Raw genomic sequence first — 16,727 nt, 5'->3', positions numbered from 1 at the left:
GCCATGGACAGCGCAAGAGCCGACATCCTCGCCGCGCGCGCCCACTTGCAGCAGCAGGGCTGGGTCGCGCGGCACAGCGAAGCCTTCCACCACCTGCCGCCGCCGCAACTGGCGCACTGGCTGGGCAGCGCCCAGGAGGACGCCTGCGCGGCGCCCGTCCTGGGCGGGTCGGGCTGGACGCTGCACCCGCTCGGAAGCCACGCGGCCAGCGGCATCCAGGCGCGCTGGCTCGACGCCCAGGACGCCGCCGAGCGCGCGGAGCTCTTCGCGGGCCTGCCCCAGCCCGGCGACGGGGAGGCCGCGCCCTTTGCCTGGGCGCACCGCGCGCTGTGCCGCCTGGGGCTGCGCCTGCGCATAGGCGCCACGCCCGGCAAGGAGCGCGAACCCGTCTGGCTGGAGCTGCGCCACCAGCCGCGCGCGCAGGCCGAGGCGCCCCTGCTGGTGCTGGACGTGGACCCCGGCGTGCGCTGCGTGCTCATCGAGACCCACGAGCGCGCCGAGGGCGACTGCCTGCACCCCGTGGCGCAGAACCTGCAGGCCCACGTGCTCCTGGGCGCGGGTGCGCAGTTGCAGCACCTGCGCATCGTCAGCCCCGGCGCCGCCGACAGCGTGGCGCACCATATCCACGCCAGCCTGGCCGCGGGCGCGCAGTACGCGCAGGCCCTGGTGGCTACCTGCGGCAGCTACCACCTGCAGCGCAACAGCATCGCGCTGCAGGGCCAGGGCGCGCAGGCGCACAGCGCCGCCCTGGCCCTGGCGGGCTCGCAGCAGATCGACCTGCAGACCTACACCCAGGTGCAGGCCGCGCACACCGTCAGCCAGGCCGAGGCCCTGGTGCTGGCTCAGGGCAGGGCGCACGCCGTGGCCAACGCGCACACGCGCATCGCGCCCGGCTGCGACGAGGCCGGCGTGCGCCAGCGTCTCATGGGCGTGCCGCTGGCGGGCAGCCCTCGCCTGATCCTGCGCCCGCACCTGGAGATCCTGCACGACAACGTGCAGGCGGCGCACGGCGCCACCTGGGGCGCGCTGCCCGAGGACGCGCTGTTCTACGCGCGCCAGCGCGGGCTCGACGAGGCCAGCGCCCGCGCCCTCATCATCGAGGGCATGGCGCGCGCGCTGCTCGAACGCTGCCTGGGCAGCGAGGAGGAGGGCCTTCTTGCGCAATGGCTGCAGGGCGGCTGGCTTTCGCGCACCATCGGCACGCAACTGCAAGCAAGCGCGGAGGTGCAGCATGGGTGACAAATTGCCTGAACATGTGCTGGCGGGCGCCGCCGGCAGCGGCCTGCCCGTGCAGGAGCTGCGCGCGCAGTTCCCCGTGCTGCACCAGAAGGTCCACGGCCATCCGCTGGCCTACCTGGACAACGCCGCGACCACGCAGACGCCGCTGGCCGTGCAGCAGGCCGTGCAGCGCTTCGAGCAGCACGACCGCGCCAACATCCACCGCGGCGTGCACAGCCTGAGCCAGCGCGCCACCGACGCCTTCGAGGCGGCGCGCGCCACGCTCAAGCGCTTCATCGGCGCGGGCGCGGAGCATGAACTGGTGTTCACCAGCGGCACCACCGAGGCGCTCAACCTCGTCGCCCAGGGCCTGTGGGCCGCCGGTCCGGCCAAGGCCTGGCTGCGCGCGGGCGACCGCATCGTCGTGAGCGGCCTGGAGCACCACGCCAACCTCGTGCCCTGGCAGCACGCCGCGCGCATGAGCGGGGCGGAGCTCGCCATCCTGCGGCCCGATGCGCAGGGCCGCGTGCACGTGGACGACCTGCGCGCACTGCTCACGCCGCGCACCCGCGTCCTGGCGCTCACCGCCGGGGCCAACGCCACGGGCGAGCGCCCGCCCTACGAGGAGATGCTGGCCATGGCGCGCGCGGCCGGGGCGCTCACGGTGCTCGATGCCGCCCAGGCCGTGGGCCATGCCATGCCCGGCCTGGCGCAGCTCGAATGCGACTTCATGGCCTTCTCGGGCCACAAGATGTACGGCCCCATGGGCACGGGCGCGCTGGCGGGCCGGCGCGCGGCGCTGGAGTTGCTCCATCCCCTGCGCCTGGGCGGCGACATGGTGGAATGGGTCAGCTACGAATCGGCCGGCTGGGCCGCTCTGCCCGCGCGCCTGGAGGGCGGCACGCCCAACGTGGCCGGGGCCGTGGGCCTGGCGGCGGCGGCGCGGTTCATCGACGGCGTTGGGCGCGGCGCCATCGACCGGCACCTGCACGCCCTGCGCGCGCAGGCGGTGGCGGGGCTCTCGGCCATCCCGGGCGTGACCGTGCTCGCGCCGCATGCCACGCAGGCATCGCTGGTGTCCTTCGTGGCCAGGGACGTGCATCCGCACGACATCGGCACCCTGCTCGACGAGCGCGGCATTGCCGTGCGCACCGGCCACCACTGCGCCCAGCCGCTGCTCGACCACCTGGGCCTGGGGCCGACCACGCGCGCCTCGTTCGCCTTGTACAACACCAGCGAGGAGGTGGACCGTCTCGTCGCCGCAGTGGCCCGCGCCATCGAGGTCTTCCAATGAGCAACGCGGAAAACGACCTCTACCAGGAAGTGGTGCTGGAGCACAAGCGCGCGCCGCGCAACTTCGGCCACCTGCAGCAGCCCACGCACCAGGCGCAGGGCACCAACCCGTCGTGCGGCGACCGCATTGCCGTCGAGCTGCAGCTGGCGGGCGACAAGGTGCAGGACATACGCTTCACGGGCCAGGGCTGCGCCATCTGCATGGCCTCCACGTCCATGATGACCGAGGCCGTCAAGGGCCGCGACCTGGCCCATGCCCAGGCGCTGCAGCAGCATTTCCGCGCCGTGCTCACGGGCGAGGAAGACCCGGAGGAAGCCCCCCTGGGCAAGCTCGTGAGCCTGGCGGGCGTGCGCCAGTACCCGAGCCGCATCAAGTGCGCGCTGCTGGGCTGGCATGCCCTCATGCACGCGATCGCGGGCAGCGGCAGCGACCCGGTATCGACCGAGGAGGGCCGGCCATGATGCACCGCCGCCACCGCGAAGACGTGCTGGTGCGCCGCAACGTGATGGTGGAGACCATCCCCAGCGGCCACCCCGTGGAACTGGAGGCCGGGATGCTCGCGCAGATCACCCAGGCGCTGGGCTCGTCCTTCACGCTCCTGGTCGAAGGCCAGCTCATGCGCCTGAAGGGCGCGGACGCCGATGCCATCGGCAAGCAGCCGCCCGAGGCCATCGCCGTGCCCGAGGACCTGCACATCGACGACCTGGAACCCCTGATCTGGGAGACCCTTCGCACCTGCTACGACCCCGAGATCCCGGTCAACATCGTCGACCTGGGCCTGGTCTACCGCCTGGACTTCGAGCCGCACGACGAGCCCGACAAGGTGCGCGTGGTCATCGACATGACCCTCACCGCCCCCGGTTGCGGCATGGGCGAGGCGATCGCCAACGAGGTCTGCGACAAGGTACTGGCCCTGCCGCGCGTGGGCGACATCACGGTGAACCTGGTGTTCGACCCGCAATGGGACCGGTCCATGATGAGCGAGGAGGCGCAGCTGGCGCTGGGCCTGTAGCCTGGGCGGACCCAAAGCAAAAGGGGCAGGTGAAAACCTGCCCCTTGCCGTTTGGCCTGGCGTCCGGGGTCAGCCGCAGCAGGCGCCGCCGGAGCAGCAGGAGTCTTCCGCCTGCGCGGTGGCCTTCTTGGTGATCTCGATCTGCCACAGGTCGGGGCCCGACCGCAGGTAGGTCCATTGGAACTGGCCGGGCGCGCGGCCCTCGAGCTGCATGTGCAGCGGCACGGGGTCGTGGTCGTTGACGATCTGCAGGGACTGGCCGGCGGCGAGCGCGTCCAGTTGGCCGAAGATGCGTGCGTGGCGCTCGAAGGGGGCGATGGTGCGCACGTCGATCACGGAAGCTGCGTTACTCATGGGGTTCAACCTTTCAAGGGGGTAGGGGAAAAACGGGGGGAGCAGGGGGTGTTCAGCCGTCCTTGCCGTCCAGGCGCGTGCGCGTGAGCCAGGGGGTGTAAATGAACAGGTAGATGGCGAAGGCGACGGCCCACAGACAGGCCGCGCCCTCCAGGGCGTAGGCGTACCAGCCCGGCTGCACGGCAGGCACCAGCACGCGCAGCACGGCGGCCAGCATCACCAGGGCGTAGGCCGCGACCTCGCCGCGCGAGGCCTGCAGCGGCCGGCCGGTGTGGCCGCGCGCCGTGCGCGTGACCATGCCGATGATCAGGCCGCCGATCACGCCCACGGCGAGGGCATGCACCGCCAGCGACGGGTTGGCCCAGCCCAGCTGCGCGAGCGCCAGCAGGGCGAAGCCGACCGGCAGCCAGGCGTAGGAGGCATGCAGGATCCACAGGATGGGCCGCTTGAGCGTGACCCGCGGGTGCCACATCCACAGCCGCGCGGCGTGCAGCACGGCGGCGGCCAGGCTGGCCACCAGCACCAGGGGCGCGGGCGTGGGCAGCACCCACAGCGCCAGGGCGATGGCCGTGACGGCCAGCAGCGTGAGCTCGAACTTGCGCGGCACGTTGATCACCAGGCCGGGCGTCACGTTCTTGGTGAACATGGGCACGACGCGGCCGGTCATCACGCACACCACCATGATGATGAGCGCCAGCTCGGCATGCAGGGCCGCGACGGCGGGCACGGCGATGGCGCCCAGCACCGACAGGTGGAACACCAGGTTGGCGGCCGCCATGAGCACCAGCAGCGAGATCAGCGGGATGTTGCGCTTGTTGCCGGCCTTGAGCAGCACGCGCAGCAGGATGGCCGCCGCCGCCGGCAGCAAGGCCATGTCCAGCGCCGCGAAGACGGGGTAGGGCGCCACGAGCGCCGCCACGCGCGCCGCCAGCCAGAGCAGGATCAGAGAGCCCAGCAGCGGGCCGCGCGCGGTCTCCAACCCCGTCCAGGCCTTGACGGCCGTGAGCAGGAAGCCCACCACCACGCCCGCGGCGAAGCCGAACAGCATCTCATGGCCGTGCCACAGCAGCGGCGGCATTTCCAGCTGCATCTGGATGCGGCCCAGGAAGATGGCGATCCACAGCGGCACCGACAGGCAGGCCAGCAGGGCCGTGCCCAGGTAGAAGGGCCGGAAGCCCAGGCGCAATAGCGGCCAGCCCTTGAGCGGGGCAGCGGGCTGGGCCTTGTCGGAGATGGACATGAGCGGGGGCAGTGGCTGGGGCATGGCCTTTGGATTCGAGTGGGGCGCATCGCCCGATAAGATTCATTTTATATGAACATTATTGCGAAGGCAGCAGCACTCCGGCCGAAAGGCAGGTTTTTCGCCTGTATCGATCAATCCATCGGCAGGGCCTGGGCGCACGCATGGGCGCTGGACCAGGCCCACTGGAAGTTGTAGCCGCCGAGCCAGCCGGTGATGTCCACAACCTCGCCGATGAAGTACAGGCCCGGCTGGGCTCTGCACTCCATGGTCTGCTGCGACAGGGCGTGCGTGTCCACGCCGCCCAGCGTGACCTCGGCCTTCCGGTAGCCCTCGGTGCCGGTGGGCGTGAGCCGCCAGCGCGCGAGCTGCGCGGCCAGGCGCGCCAGGGCCTTGTCGCTGGCCTCGTTGATGGGGCGCTGCCAGTCGGCGTCGGTGCCGGCCCAGGCGTCGGCCAGGCGGGCGGGCACCAGGGTGGCGAGTTCGTTGGCGACGCGCTTCCTGGAGCGCGCCTTGGCCTGCGCCAGCGCGGCGGGCAGGTCGATGCCCGGCGCCAGGTCGATGTCCAGCGGCGCGCCGTCTTGCCAGTAGCTCGATATCTGCAGCACCGCCGGCCCCGACAGGCCACGGTGGGTGAACAGCAGGTCTTCGTGGAAGACCATGCGCTCCTTCCCGGCGCCGGTGCCTATCTCCACCGGCAGGGCCAGGCCCGCCAGCCGCGCGTAGGGTGCCCAGTCCGCGCCGTCGAAGGTCAGCGGCACCAGGCCGGGGCGCTGCTGCACCAGCGGCAGGCCGAACTGTCGGGCGATCCGGTAGCCGAAGTCGCTCGCGCCGATCTTGGGGATGGACAGCCCGCCCGTGGCGACGACCAGGCTGCGCGCCTGCGCGGGGCCGCGATCGGTATCGATTTGATAGCTACTGGAGCCTGTCCCTTGGGCGTCAGGTGCCGAAAAGACTATCTTTTTCACGCCGCAGGGCTGCCAGCGCTGCACTCGGCCGTCGGCGCATTCGGCCAGCAGCATGGAGATGATGCCCTCGGCAGAGCGGTCGGCGAACAGCTGGCCCTTGTGCTTCTCATGGAACGCGATGCCGTGCCGCTGCACCAGCGCGATGAAGTCCTGCGGGGTGTAGCGCGACAGGGCGGAGCGGCAGAACTGCGGGTTCTGCCCCAGGAAGTGGCGCTGCGGCGCGCGCGGGTCCAGGTCGCGGTTGGTGAAGTTGCAGCGCCCGCCGCCCGAGATGCGGATCTTCTCGGCCACCTTCTCCGCATGGTCGACGAGCAGCACCTTGAGCCCGCGTTGGCCCGCCTGCGCGGCGCAGAACAGGCCGGCGGCGCCGGCGCCGATGATGACGGCGTCAAAGAACGGTGTGGACACGGGGCGGCTATCCTGGCGGGCAAAGCCTGCGATTGTCGCGCAGCCGCGGGCGCGGCTTTCTACAATGCCGCGCATGAACCTGCCCGCCCACCAGCTCAGCATGACCGTGCTCATGTCGCCCGACATGGCCAACTTCTCCGGCAACGTCCACGGCGGCGCCATCCTCAAGCTGCTCGACCAGGTGGCGTATGCCTGCGCCAGCCGCTATTCGGGCCGCTACGTGGTCACGCTCAGCGTGGACCAGGTGACGTTCCTGCAGCCCATCCACGTGGGCGAGCTCGTGACCTTCCTGGCCAGCGTCAACCACACGGGCAAGTCGTCGATGGAGATCGGCATCAAGGTGGTGGCCGAGGACATACGCACCCAGGTCGTGCGGCACGTGAACAGCTGCTTCTTCTCGATGGTGGCGGTGGACGATGCGGGCAAGCCCACGCCCGTGCCGCCGCTTACGCCCACGGGCCACGACGGGCGCCGCCGCTGGGAGGCCGCGCTGCTGCGCAAGGCGCTGCGCCGGGAGCAGGCCCAGCGCTTCGAGGAGATCCGCCAGGCGGGGCAGGCCGGCGCGGGCGGCTGATCAGGCCCCGGCGCGCACGGCGTGGATGCCGCGCACCACGTCGCCGATCACGATCACCGAGGGACTCGCGAGCCCCTCGCGCGCTATCGTTTCCTGCAGCGCGCCCAGCGTGGTGACCGCGTGGCGCTGCTGCGGCAGGCTCACGTGCTGGATCACGGCCGCCGGCGTGTGCGCGGGCAGGGCGTCGAGCAGCTCGCGCTGGATGCGGGCGCAGCTGGCGATGCCCATGTAGATCACGAGCGTGAGGCGCGCATCGCGCGCCGTGGCGCCGAGCCGGCGCCAGTCGGTGCCGGCTTCTCCGGGATGGTTGTGGCCGGTGATGAAGACCACGCCATGAGCGTGTCGGCGGTGCGTGAGCGGCGCGCCCAGCAGCGTCATGCCGGCCAGGCCCGCCGTGATGCCGTTGACCACCTGCACGGCGATGCCCGCGCCGGCCAGGTGCTGCACCTCCTCGCCGCCGCGGCCGAAGATGAAGGGGTCGCCCCCCTTGAGGCGCACCACGGTCTCGCCCTCGCGCACGGCCGCGACCATGAGCGCCTCGATGTGCGCCTGGGGCGTGCTCTTGCAGCCGCCGCGCTTGCCCACGTACACGATGCGCGCGCCGGGCGGGGCCAGAGCCAGGATGGCGTCGCTCACCAGGTCGTCCACCAGCAGCACGGTGGCCGCCTGGATGGCCTTGAGCGCCTTGAGGGTGAGCAGCTCCGGGTCGCCCGGGCCGGCGCCCACCAGGGTGCAGCTGCCGTTTGCGGACGGGGCCGTCATGGGCGGCCCCGCGCCGTGATCTGGCAGGCGAGGTGCACGATGTGCCGCACCTGCTGCTGCAGCGGCGCCGGCACGGGCGCCTGGCCCGCGAGCACGCGGCGCGTGTAGGCCGCGGTGCTGGCCACGTCGATCTCGGCCGGAAGGCCCGGCACCTCGTCGGCCGTGCCGGGCTGCTGCTCCTGCAGCAGCTGGTGCGTGCCGGCCACGAAGGCGTCGTAGCGCGGCTGGCGGCGCGGGTCGGCCGCCACCTCGCCTTCCAGTCCGCGCGAGAGCAGCGCATGCGCGCCCAGCGCGCCGAAGGTGGCGCCCAGCAGCTCGAAATACTCCGGGTGGGTGTAGCTGGCCACCACCAGCGCCGGGCCCGCGCAGGGGGCGACCAGCTTGGCCACGCTGTGGGCGGGGGTGCGCAGGCCGATCGCCTCGCGCACCGACAAAAGGCGCGCCAGGCCCGGCAGCAGCGCCGCGGTGGATATGTGCGCCACGCTGCCGGGTGCTATTTCTTCGGGAGCTGCCAGCGCAGGTATGTCGAGCGCTTCGAGCACATCGGACGCCAGAACCCGGCGCGCCTCGGTGCGCATGCCGTGCAGCAGCACGCTCTGGCCCTCGCGCGCCAGCAGCAGGGCCAGCAGCGGCGTGAGCACGGGCAGCCTGCGCGCCCCGTTGTAGCTGGGCAGCACGATGAGCGGCTGCCCATCCGCGCAGGCGGGGAAGGCGGCGATGCGCGTGTGCACCGCATCCAGGAAGCCGCACATCTCGTCCACGGTCTCGCCCTTAATGCGCATGGCCACGCAGAAGGCGCCGACCTCCAGATCGGTCACCCGGCCGTCGAGCACCTGGCCGAACAGGTCGGCGGCCTGGGTGCGGTCCAGGGCCTTGGCGCCGCGCGCGCCGCGGCCTATTTCCTTGATGTAGTGGCTGATGCCCATGGTGGTGTGTGCAGGAACGATGCGCATATTCTCCGGCATGCAAGACAACTGGCTGCTATATGCACCGATGGCTTGCCGCTGGCTCCGAGTCGCTATAGTGCTTCGGCGGTGCCGGTCGTCTTCATCGCCGGCTCCATTGTGCTGCGACGGCAGCTGACCATGAGCAACGCATATATGACGGTTGTCGAGCTGATCCAGTCCTATGGCTACCTGGCCGTGGCCGCCGGCACTTTTCTGGAGGGCGAGACCGTGCTTCTTGTGGCCGGTGCCGCGGCGAGCCGCGGCCATTTGTGGCTGCCCGCCGTGGTGGCCGTGGCGGCCCTGGCGGGTTTTGCCGGCGACCAGCTGTACTTCTTTCTGGGGCGCCGCCATGGCGCGCGGCTGCTGGAGCGCTTTCCTTCCCTGCAGGCACGCACGGCGCACGCACGCGCCCTGCTGGAGCGCCACGACCTTCCGGTGATTCTGTCCATTCGCTTTCTGTACGGCCTGCGCATTGCAGGACCTTTGGCCATGGGCATGAGCGGCGTGCCGTGGCTGCGCTTCTTCCTGCTCAACGGGGCCGGGGCACTGGTCTGGGCGCTGGCCGTGGCGAGCGTCGGCTATGGCTTTGGCCACGCCCTGGCACATTGGCTCGCGGCCATCGACGCCGACGAATTGTGGGCGCTGGCAGCAGCGCTGCTGCTCGGGCTGGCGTGGTGGCTTGTCACACGCCGCAGGCATGGCGCCATCGCATCCAGGCAGAGGGATTGAGGGCCATGCGCGCATTGCCGGGCAAAGGGGTCGCAGGGCTCAGGCGGCCGGGACGGGTGCCGGGGCGCGCCCGCCGGGGCGGCTCCAGGTGCGGGTCCAGCGCGGCTGCATGAGGCGCAGCACGGCCAGCATGGCCAGGGCCAGCAGGGCCAGGGCGATGAAGCCCCACAGGTAGCTGCCCAGGTACTGCCTGGACAGGCCCATGGCGTTGGGCACCAGGCCGCCGCCCAGGGCGCCGATCTCGCCGATCATGGAGCCGGCCACGGCGGTGGTCAGCGGCCAGCGCAGCGGCACGAGCTGGAACAGCGCGCCGTTGCCCGCCCCCAGGGCGGCGAAGCACAGCATGAACAGCAGCGTGGTGGCCGTCAGCTGGCCCTCGGCCAGGCCGCAGGCCACGAGCGTGGCGGCCACCAGGATCAGCACGCCCGTGAGGGTGTGGATGCCGCCCAGGCGGTCGGCCAGGTAGCCGCCCGCCACGCGCAGGCCCGAGCCCATGACCGCGGCCAGCATGGTCAGCTGCCCGGCCTGCACCTTGCTCACGCCGAACTGGTCGTGGAAGTAGGTGGGCAGGAAGCTCGCCAGGCCGATGAAGCCGCCGAAGGTCACCACGTACAGCAGGCTGAAGGTCCAGCCGTCCTTCTCGAACAGGCAGGCGACATGCTGGCGCAGGCTTTGCTTCTCATGGTCCGGCGGCTCCTTGGCGAACACGGCCATCACCGTGAAGGGCAGCAGCATGCACAGCCCGGCCAGGCCGTACACCGTCTGCCAGCCGTAGGCCTGGGCCAGCGGAGGGGCCAGCAGCACGGCGAGCACCGTGCCCGAGTTGCCGGCGCCCGCGATGCCCATGGCCAGGCCCTTGTGCTGGGGCGGGTACCAGCCGCTGCCCAGGCTCAGCGCCACGCCGAAGCTGGCCCCGGCGATGCCCAGCAGCACGCCCATGGCGATCACGTGGTCGTAGCCGCGGATGAAGAAGAAGCCCAGGGCCAGCGCGGCCATGATGAGCCCCATCTCGACCATGGCGGCGTTCTTGCGGCCTATGTACTGGGCCAGCACGCCCAGCGGAAAGCGCATGAGCGCCCCGGCCAGTATGGGCACCGAGATCATGAAGCCCTTTTGCGCGGCGCTGAGCTGGTAGGCCTCGGAGATGAAGGGGGCCATGGCGCCGTTGAGCACCCAGACCGCGAAGCAGAAGTCGAAGTACAGGAAGGAGGCCAGCAGCGTGGGCAGGTGGCCGGACTTGAGGAAGGAGCGCGGTGGCGCCATGGTGCTTCTCCTGGTGGGATGGTGGATGGATGGGGGGAGGTGCTTCGGGTTCATGCCAGGCTGGCCTGCACCATGCGCTGCAGCTGCGGCACGCAGGAGCCGCATTGCGTGCCGCAGCGCAGCTCGTTCTTGAGCCGCTGCAGGCGCTGGGCGGCGTCGCCCGTGCAGGAGCGCAGCAGGTCGGCGATGGCGTTCTCGGCCACGCCCTCGCAGGCGCAGACGGTGGCGCCGCGCGTGGCCAGGGCCTGCGGGGCTTTGGCGCCGGGCTGCAGCAGGGCGCGGCGCAGCGGCTGGGCGTCGTGGCGCTCTTGCAGCAGGGGGGCGATCCAGGCCTGGGCGCTCGCGTCGCCGGCCAGCAGCACGGCCTGCAGCCGCTGCGCGCCGTCCGCGTCCTGCAGGCGGGCGCGGCGCCATTGCCCGCGGCGCGCGTCGCGGTAGCTGAGCAGGCCCGCGCCCTGCAGGTCCAGCAGGCCGGCGATGCGCTCGACGAGCGCCTCGTCCGGCGCGTGGTGCGCGCCCGCGCGCAGCTGCAGCCCCGTGCCGGTGCCGGGGCGGCCGAACAGGCTGCAGCTGGCGAAGGGGAAGGCGTCCATGAGCGACTGGAGTGCCTCGCGCGCGCGGTGCACCTGCGCGAGCGGCAGCCAAGCCTGGGCCCACAGGCTCCAGGGCAGCTCGGCCTTGAGCACCTTGATGGCCGCGTGCTTGAGCTCGGGCTGCAGCGACTGCGGGCAGCGCGCCGCCGTGGTCAGCGCGTTCACCCCCGCCAGGCGCCGGCCCGTGCTGCTGGCGCCGCCCAGCACCTCGTCGCCCCAGTGCATGGGCAGGAACACCTGGCCGCTCGCCAGCTCGTCGCTGGCCCGCGCGGGGGCGACGATGCTGCCGCGGCGGCTGGTGAGGTAGGCCAGGTCACCGTCCCGCAGGCCCAGGCGCGCCATGTCGGCAGCGTGCATCTGCGCCACGGGCTCGCCGGCGTGGGCCCACAGGCTCTCCACCGTGCCGCTGCGGCTCATGCCGTGCCACTGGTCGCGCAGGCGGCCGGTGAGCAGGGCCAGCGGGTAGCGCGCGTCGGTGGGCTCGGCCACGCCGCCGGGCTGCTGGGGCACGAAGCGCGCGCGCGCGTCCGCCGTGGCGAAGCGGCCGTCGGCGTACAGGCGGGCCGTGCCTTCGGCCTGGCCCGTGGGGCAGGGCCATTGGCGCGGCGCGGCCTCCAGCAGCGCCCAGTCCAGGCCGGTGATGTCCAGGTCGCGCCCGCGCGTGCTCTCGCGGTGCTCGTTCCAGATGGCCTCGGGGCCTTCGTAGGGGAACAGGCCGGGCAGGGCGGCGCGCTGGGGCAGCAGCGGCTGCAGGCGCCGCGCCACCTGCGTGACGATGCGCCAGTCGGCCCAGGCCTGGCCCGGCGCGGGCACGGCGGCGCGCACGCGGCTGATGCGCCGCTCGCTGTTGGTGACCGTACCTTCCTTCTCGCCCCAGGTGGCGGCGGGCAGCAGCAGGTCGGCGAAGCGGGCCGTGGCCACGCCGGCGTAGGCGTCCTGCACCACCACGAATTCGGCGCGCTGCAGGGCGCGGCGCACCAGGGCCTGGTCGGGCAGGCTGTGCGCGGGGTTGGTGCAGGCGATCCACAGGAGCTTGATGTGCCCCTCGGCGGCGGCCTCGAACATCTCGACGGCGGCCTTGCCCGGCGCGGCCGGCACCTCGGGCACGCCCCACAGGGCGGCGACCTCGGCGCGGTGCCGCGGGTCGGCCAGGTTGCGGTGCGCGCTCAGCTGGTTGGCCAGCGCACCCACCTCGCGCCCGCCCATGGCGTTGGGCTGGCCGGTGAGCGAGAACGGCCCCGCGCCGGGCTTGCCGATCTGGCCGCAGGCCAGGTGCAGGTGGATCAGGGCGGCGTTGTTGTCGGTACCGCGCGCCGACTGGTTCAGGCCCTGGCAATACAGGCTGAGCGTGGGGCGGCGCGGGTCGCTGCCGCTCTCCACCCCGGCGAACCAGCGCGCGGCCTGCAGCAGGTCGGCGGGGGCGATGCCGCAGTGCTGCCACACGGCTTCGGGCGTAGCCTGCGCCACCTGGGCCTGCAGCGCGGTCCAGCCGCTGGTGTGGGCAGCGATGTAGGCCGGGTCGGTCCAGCCCTGCTCCACCATGCAGCGCAGCATGCCATGCAGCAGCCACAGGTCGGAGCCGGGGCGCAGCGCCAGGTGCAGGTCGGCCAGGGCGGCGCTGTCGGTGCGCCGGGGGTCGCAGACGATGATCTTCAGCGCCGGGTTGGCGCGCCTGGCGTCCTCGATGCGCCTGAACAGGATGGGGTGCGCCCAGGCCGGGTTGGCCCCGGCGATGAACAGGGTGGATGCCTGGGCGATATCCTCGTAGCAGGCGGGCGGGGCGTCCGCGCCCAGCGTGGCCTTGTAGCCGGCCACGGCGCTGCTCATGCACAGGCGTGAGTTGGTGTCGATGTTGTTCGTGCCCAGCAGGCCCTTGGCGAACTTGTTGAAGGCGTAGTAGTCCTCGGTCAGCAGCTGGCCCGAGACGTACAGGCCCACGGCGTCGGGGCCGTGCTGGCGTACGGTGGCGGCGATGCGCTGCGCCAGGGTGTCCAGCGCCGTGTCCCAGGCTATGGGCTGGGCCGCTGCGCCGCGCGCAGCGCGGCGCAGCGGCTGCAGCAGGCGCACCTGCTCCTGCACCTCGGGGCGGGCGGTGAGGTGCAGGGTGGCGCCCTTGGAGCACAGGCGCCCGAGGTTGGCCGGGTGCGCGGGATCGCCGCGCACGCCGGTGATGCGGCCGGCCTCGCTTTCGATCAGCACGCCGCAGCCAACGCCGCAGTAGGGGCAGGTGGAGCGGGTGTGTTGTGTCATGCGCAGTGCAGTGCGGGGCCGGCCAGCGGGCGGGTTTCGTGCAGGGCGCGGCCTGCCAGCTCATCGGCGTCCAGGAACACCGCGCCGCCCTCCACCTTCACCTGGAAGGCGGGCGTGCAGCCCTCGTCGGGCGCGGCGGCCTGGCCGTTGCACAGGCCTATCGTCCAGTTGTGCAGCGGGCAGGCCACGCTCTTGCCGAACACCGTGCCCTGGCTCAGGGGGCCGCCCTTGTGCGGGCAGCGGTCGAGCAGGGCGAACACCTCGTCTCCGGCGGTGCGAAACAGCGCCACCTCCAGCCCCCGGGGCCGCGCCACGCGGCGCGCACCCTGGCGCGGGATGTCCTGCACCTGGCAGATGTATTTCCAGTTCGTCATTACTATTCCTTTAATAGCTGCTGGCGCTTGTTGGATAAGCGCTGGATGCGGTTTTTTCTTGGAATTCGGGAATCAGGCGACGGCGATAGGGATGAACTGGCGCGCGTCCACGCGGGCCTTCCCGCCCTCGAACCAGGGGTCGGGCTCGCCCTCCAGGGCGGACTGCAGCCGCGTCCACAGGGCCTGGCGGCCGGCCGCGTCGTCGAGCACCCTTTTCTTCACGTAGTCCAGGCCCACCCGGCCGACGTAGTGCACTGTGCGCTCCAGGTACCAGCCTTCCTCGCGGTACAGCTGCAGGAAGGCGCCGCTGACTTCGAGCACTTCCCCGGCCGTCTTCACCTTGGTGAAGAACTGCGCCACCTCGGTCTTGATGCCGCCGTTGCCGGCCACGTAGATCTCCCAGCCCGAGTCGACGCCGATGACCCCCACGTCCTTGATGCCGCTCTCGGCGCAGTTGCGCGGGCAGCCGCTGACGGCGAGCTTGACCTTGTGCGGCGCGTACATGCGCCACAGCGCGCGCTCCAGGTCGCGCCCCAGGGCGCTGCTGTCCTGCGTGCCGAAACGGCACCATTCGCTGCCCACGCAGGTCTTCACGGTGCGCAGGCTCTTGCCGTAGGCGTGGCCGCAGGGCATGCCTATGTCGCGCCACACGGCCTGCAGGTCTTCCTTCTTCACGCCCAGCAGGTCGATGCGCTGGCCGCCCGTGACCTTGACGGTGGGGATCCCGTACTTGTCCACCACGTCGGCGATGCGGCGCAGCTCGGCGGCAGAGGTCTCGCCGCCCCACATGCGCGGCACCACGCTGTAGGTGCCGTCCTTCTGGATGTTGGCGTGGCTGCGCTCGTTGATGGCGCGGCTCTGCGGGTCGTCCAGCGCCTCCTTGGGCCAGGTGCTGATCAGGTAGTAGTTGACGGCCGGGCGGCAGCTCGGGCAGCCGTCGGGCGTCTTCCACTCCATGAAGGCGAAGACCTCCTCCTTGCTCAGCAGATGATTGGTGCGGATCGCGTCGCGCACGGCCTGGTGGCCGTGCTCGGTGCAGGCGCACAGGGGCTTCGTCTTCGGCGTGGCGGAGTAGTCGCCGCCTGCGGTGGCCATGAGGATCTGCTCCACCAGGCCGGTGCACGAGCCGCAGCTGGCGCTGGCCTTGGTGTGCTTGCGCACCTCGTCCAGGGTGAACAGGCCCTTTTCCTTGATGGCCTTGCAGATGGCGCCCTTGGTCACGCCGTTGCAGCCGCAGACCTCGGCCTCGTCGGGCATGGCGGCGGCCTGGCTCTGGCCGGCGTGGCCGCCCTCGCCGATGTTGCTCTCGCCGAACATGAGCCTGTCGCGGATGTCGGCCACGGCCCGGCCGTCGCGCAGCAGCTTGAAGTACCAGCCGCCGTCCACGGTGTTGCCGTACAGGCAGGCGCCCACCAGCCTGTCGTCCTTGAGCACCAGCTTCTTATAGTGCCCGGCGCCGGGGTCGCTCATGACGATCTCCTCGGTGCCTTCGCCGCCCTGGAAGTTGCCCGCCGAGAACAGGTCGATGCCCGTGACCTTGAGCTTGGTCGAGGTCTGCGAGCCCAGGTAGCGGCCGATGCCGAATTCCGCCAGGTGGTTGGCCAGCACTTTCGCCTGCTCGAACAGCGGCGCCACCAGGCCGTAGGCCACGCCCCGGTGCGCGGCGCATTCGCCCACGGCGTAGATGCGCGCGTCGGTGGTGGTCTGCAGCGTGTCGTGGACCACGATGCCGCGCTCCACGTGCAGGCGCATGGACTCGGCCAGCGCGGTGTTGGGGCGTATGCCCACGGCCATCACCACCAGGTCGGCGGGCGCTTCGCTGCCGTCCTTGAAGCGCACGGCGCGCACCCGTCCGTCGCCGTCGCCCAGCAGCTCCTGCGTCTGGGCCTGCATGAGAAAGCGCATGCCGCGCTCCTGCAGCGCCTTCTGCAGCATGCGCCCGGCCACGGGGTCGAGCTGGCGCTCCATCAGCCATTCGCCGGCGTGCACCACGGTTACCTGCATGCCGCGCTTCATCAGGCCGTTGGCCGCCTCCAGCCCCAGCAGGCCGCCGCCGATGACCACCGCGCTGCGGTATTTCGCGGCGGCGTCGATCATGGCCTGGGTGTCGGCGATGTCGCGGTAGGCCAGCACGCCTGCCAGGTCCTTGCCGGGGATCGGCAGCATGAAGGGGTTGGAGCCGGTGGCCAGGATCAGCCGGTCATAGGGCGCGCTGACCGCCTCGCCGCCGGGGCCGCGCGCATGCACCAGGCGGCGCGCGCGGTCGACGGCGGTCACGGTATGGCCCGCGTGCAGCGCGATGCCGTGCTCCTGATACCAGGACCAGTCGTTGAGGACGATTTCGTCCACCGTCTGCTCACCCGCCAGCACGGGCGAGAGCAGGATGCGGTTGTAGTTCGGGTGCGGCTCGGCGCCGAACACCGTGATGTCGTACAGATCGGGGGCGATCTTGAGCAGCTCTTCCAGCGTGCGCACGCCCGCCATTCCATTGCCCACCATCACCAGTCTGGATTGCTTCACCATCGTCTCCCTGGGGCCATGCCCCGCATCGGCAACAACGCGGCCCACAGCGGCCGCATGAGGGTCAATGCAATAGGTGTGCCAGCCCGCAGGTCGGCGATGGTTCTTGTCAGGAGTGGCCTGAGAGGCGCATCAGGTAAGCGCAATAAGCTATTTATTTAATAGCATTTGGGCGTGGCGGGCATGCCGCTGGCGTATGGTGGTGCGCGCAGGTGGCCGCC

General features: G+C 71.5%; 15 protein-coding genes. 6 read left to right on the top strand and 9 right to left on the bottom strand.

The window, feature by feature from the left end; translation table 11 throughout:
- Positions 1-3 precede the first annotated feature (3 nt).
- Genes ALIDE2_RS12955 through sufT form a run of 4 tightly spaced genes read left to right on the top strand, consistent with a single transcriptional unit; the run spans position 4 to position 3,524 of the window.
- On the top strand, positions 4-1,239 hold the full coding sequence (locus tag ALIDE2_RS12955) for a SufD family Fe-S cluster assembly protein (protein ID WP_013722244.1): 1,236 nt from the start codon (positions 4-6) through the stop codon (positions 1,237-1,239).
- On the top strand, positions 1,232-2,512 hold the full coding sequence (locus ALIDE2_RS12950) for an aminotransferase class V-fold PLP-dependent enzyme (protein WP_013722243.1): 1,281 nt from the start codon (positions 1,232-1,234) through the stop codon (positions 2,510-2,512). Before ALIDE2_RS12955 ends, ALIDE2_RS12950 begins: the two co-directional genes overlap by 8 nt.
- Positions 2,509-2,973 carry a Fe-S cluster assembly sulfur transfer protein SufU gene (gene sufU, locus ALIDE2_RS12945; RefSeq protein WP_013519246.1) on the top strand — a complete coding sequence of 155 codons (465 nt, stop codon included), beginning with the start codon at positions 2,509-2,511 and terminating at the stop codon, positions 2,971-2,973. The genes ALIDE2_RS12950 and sufU overlap by 4 nt, the downstream gene beginning before the upstream one ends.
- The gene (gene sufT, locus ALIDE2_RS12940) at positions 2,970-3,524 is read left to right on the top strand and encodes a putative Fe-S cluster assembly protein SufT (protein WP_013722242.1); all 555 of its coding nucleotides are present in this window, start codon (positions 2,970-2,972) and stop codon (positions 3,522-3,524) included. The genes sufU and sufT overlap by 4 nt, the downstream gene beginning before the upstream one ends.
- A gap of 69 nt (positions 3,525-3,593) precedes the next feature.
- Here sufT and ALIDE2_RS12935 read toward each other — a convergent pair whose 3' ends face one another.
- The 3 genes from ALIDE2_RS12935 to ALIDE2_RS12925 form a co-directional block, all read right to left on the bottom strand.
- A complete protein-coding gene (locus ALIDE2_RS12935) occupies positions 3,594-3,878 on the bottom strand; it encodes a DUF2249 domain-containing protein (RefSeq protein WP_013722241.1) in 285 nt (94 codons plus the stop codon).
- A 52-nt stretch (positions 3,879-3,930) separates the two neighbouring features.
- The gene (locus ALIDE2_RS12930; RefSeq protein WP_013722240.1) at positions 3,931-5,142 is read right to left on the bottom strand and encodes an NnrS family protein; all 1,212 of its coding nucleotides are present in this window, start codon (positions 5,140-5,142) and stop codon (positions 3,931-3,933) included.
- A gap of 110 nt (positions 5,143-5,252) precedes the next feature.
- Positions 5,253-6,494: a BaiN/RdsA family NAD(P)/FAD-dependent oxidoreductase gene (locus ALIDE2_RS12925; RefSeq protein WP_013722239.1), complete on the bottom strand. Its 1,242-nt coding sequence runs from the start codon at positions 6,492-6,494 to the stop codon at positions 5,253-5,255.
- A gap of 73 nt (positions 6,495-6,567) precedes the next feature.
- Here ALIDE2_RS12925 and ALIDE2_RS12920 point away from each other — a divergent pair, with 73 nt between their 5' ends.
- Positions 6,568-7,068 (top strand): acyl-CoA thioesterase, encoded by a 501-nt coding sequence (locus ALIDE2_RS12920; protein ID WP_041700883.1) that lies wholly within the window; start codon positions 6,568-6,570, stop codon positions 7,066-7,068.
- On the opposite strand, the gene cobA is transcribed toward ALIDE2_RS12920, so the two are convergent.
- Positions 7,069-7,830, bottom strand: coding sequence for a uroporphyrinogen-III C-methyltransferase (gene cobA / locus ALIDE2_RS12915; protein WP_013722237.1), 762 nt, complete (start codon positions 7,828-7,830; stop codon positions 7,069-7,071).
- Positions 7,827-8,756, bottom strand: a complete 930-nt coding sequence (ybiB, locus tag ALIDE2_RS12910; RefSeq protein ID WP_041701502.1) for a DNA-binding protein YbiB — start codon at positions 8,754-8,756, stop codon at positions 7,827-7,829. The genes cobA and ybiB overlap by 4 nt, the downstream gene beginning before the upstream one ends.
- 159 nt (positions 8,757-8,915) lie before the next feature.
- On the opposite strand from ybiB, the gene ALIDE2_RS12905 reads away from it, so the two are divergent.
- Complete coding sequence (locus tag ALIDE2_RS12905) at positions 8,916-9,506, top strand: DedA family protein (protein WP_238530012.1); 591 nt, start codon at positions 8,916-8,918, stop codon at positions 9,504-9,506.
- Between the two features lie 39 nt (positions 9,507-9,545).
- Here ALIDE2_RS12905 and ALIDE2_RS12900 read toward each other — a convergent pair whose 3' ends face one another.
- From ALIDE2_RS12900 to nirB, 4 genes are all read right to left on the bottom strand, one after another.
- A complete protein-coding gene (locus tag ALIDE2_RS12900) occupies positions 9,546-10,769 on the bottom strand; it encodes a nitrate/nitrite transporter (protein WP_013519221.1) in 1,224 nt (407 codons plus the stop codon).
- A gap of 50 nt (positions 10,770-10,819) precedes the next feature.
- Complete coding sequence (locus ALIDE2_RS12895; protein WP_013722235.1) at positions 10,820-13,612, bottom strand: nitrate reductase; 2,793 nt, start codon at positions 13,610-13,612, stop codon at positions 10,820-10,822.
- The gene (gene nirD, locus ALIDE2_RS12890) at positions 13,609-13,986 is read right to left on the bottom strand and encodes a nitrite reductase small subunit NirD (RefSeq protein WP_013519219.1); all 378 of its coding nucleotides are present in this window, start codon (positions 13,984-13,986) and stop codon (positions 13,609-13,611) included. Before nirD ends, ALIDE2_RS12895 begins: the two co-directional genes overlap by 4 nt.
- Positions 13,987-14,058: 72 nt before the next feature.
- Positions 14,059-16,509: a nitrite reductase large subunit NirB gene (gene nirB, locus ALIDE2_RS12885; RefSeq protein WP_013722234.1), complete on the bottom strand. Its 2,451-nt coding sequence runs from the start codon at positions 16,507-16,509 to the stop codon at positions 14,059-14,061.
- Between the last annotated feature and the right edge of the window lie 218 nt (positions 16,510-16,727).

This window comes from Alicycliphilus denitrificans K601, assembly GCF_000204645.1.
In the GTDB taxonomy this organism is placed as follows: Bacteria; Pseudomonadota; Gammaproteobacteria; order Burkholderiales; family Burkholderiaceae_C; genus Alicycliphilus; species Alicycliphilus denitrificans.
This window is presented reverse-complemented; position numbering and strand designations above follow the sequence as displayed.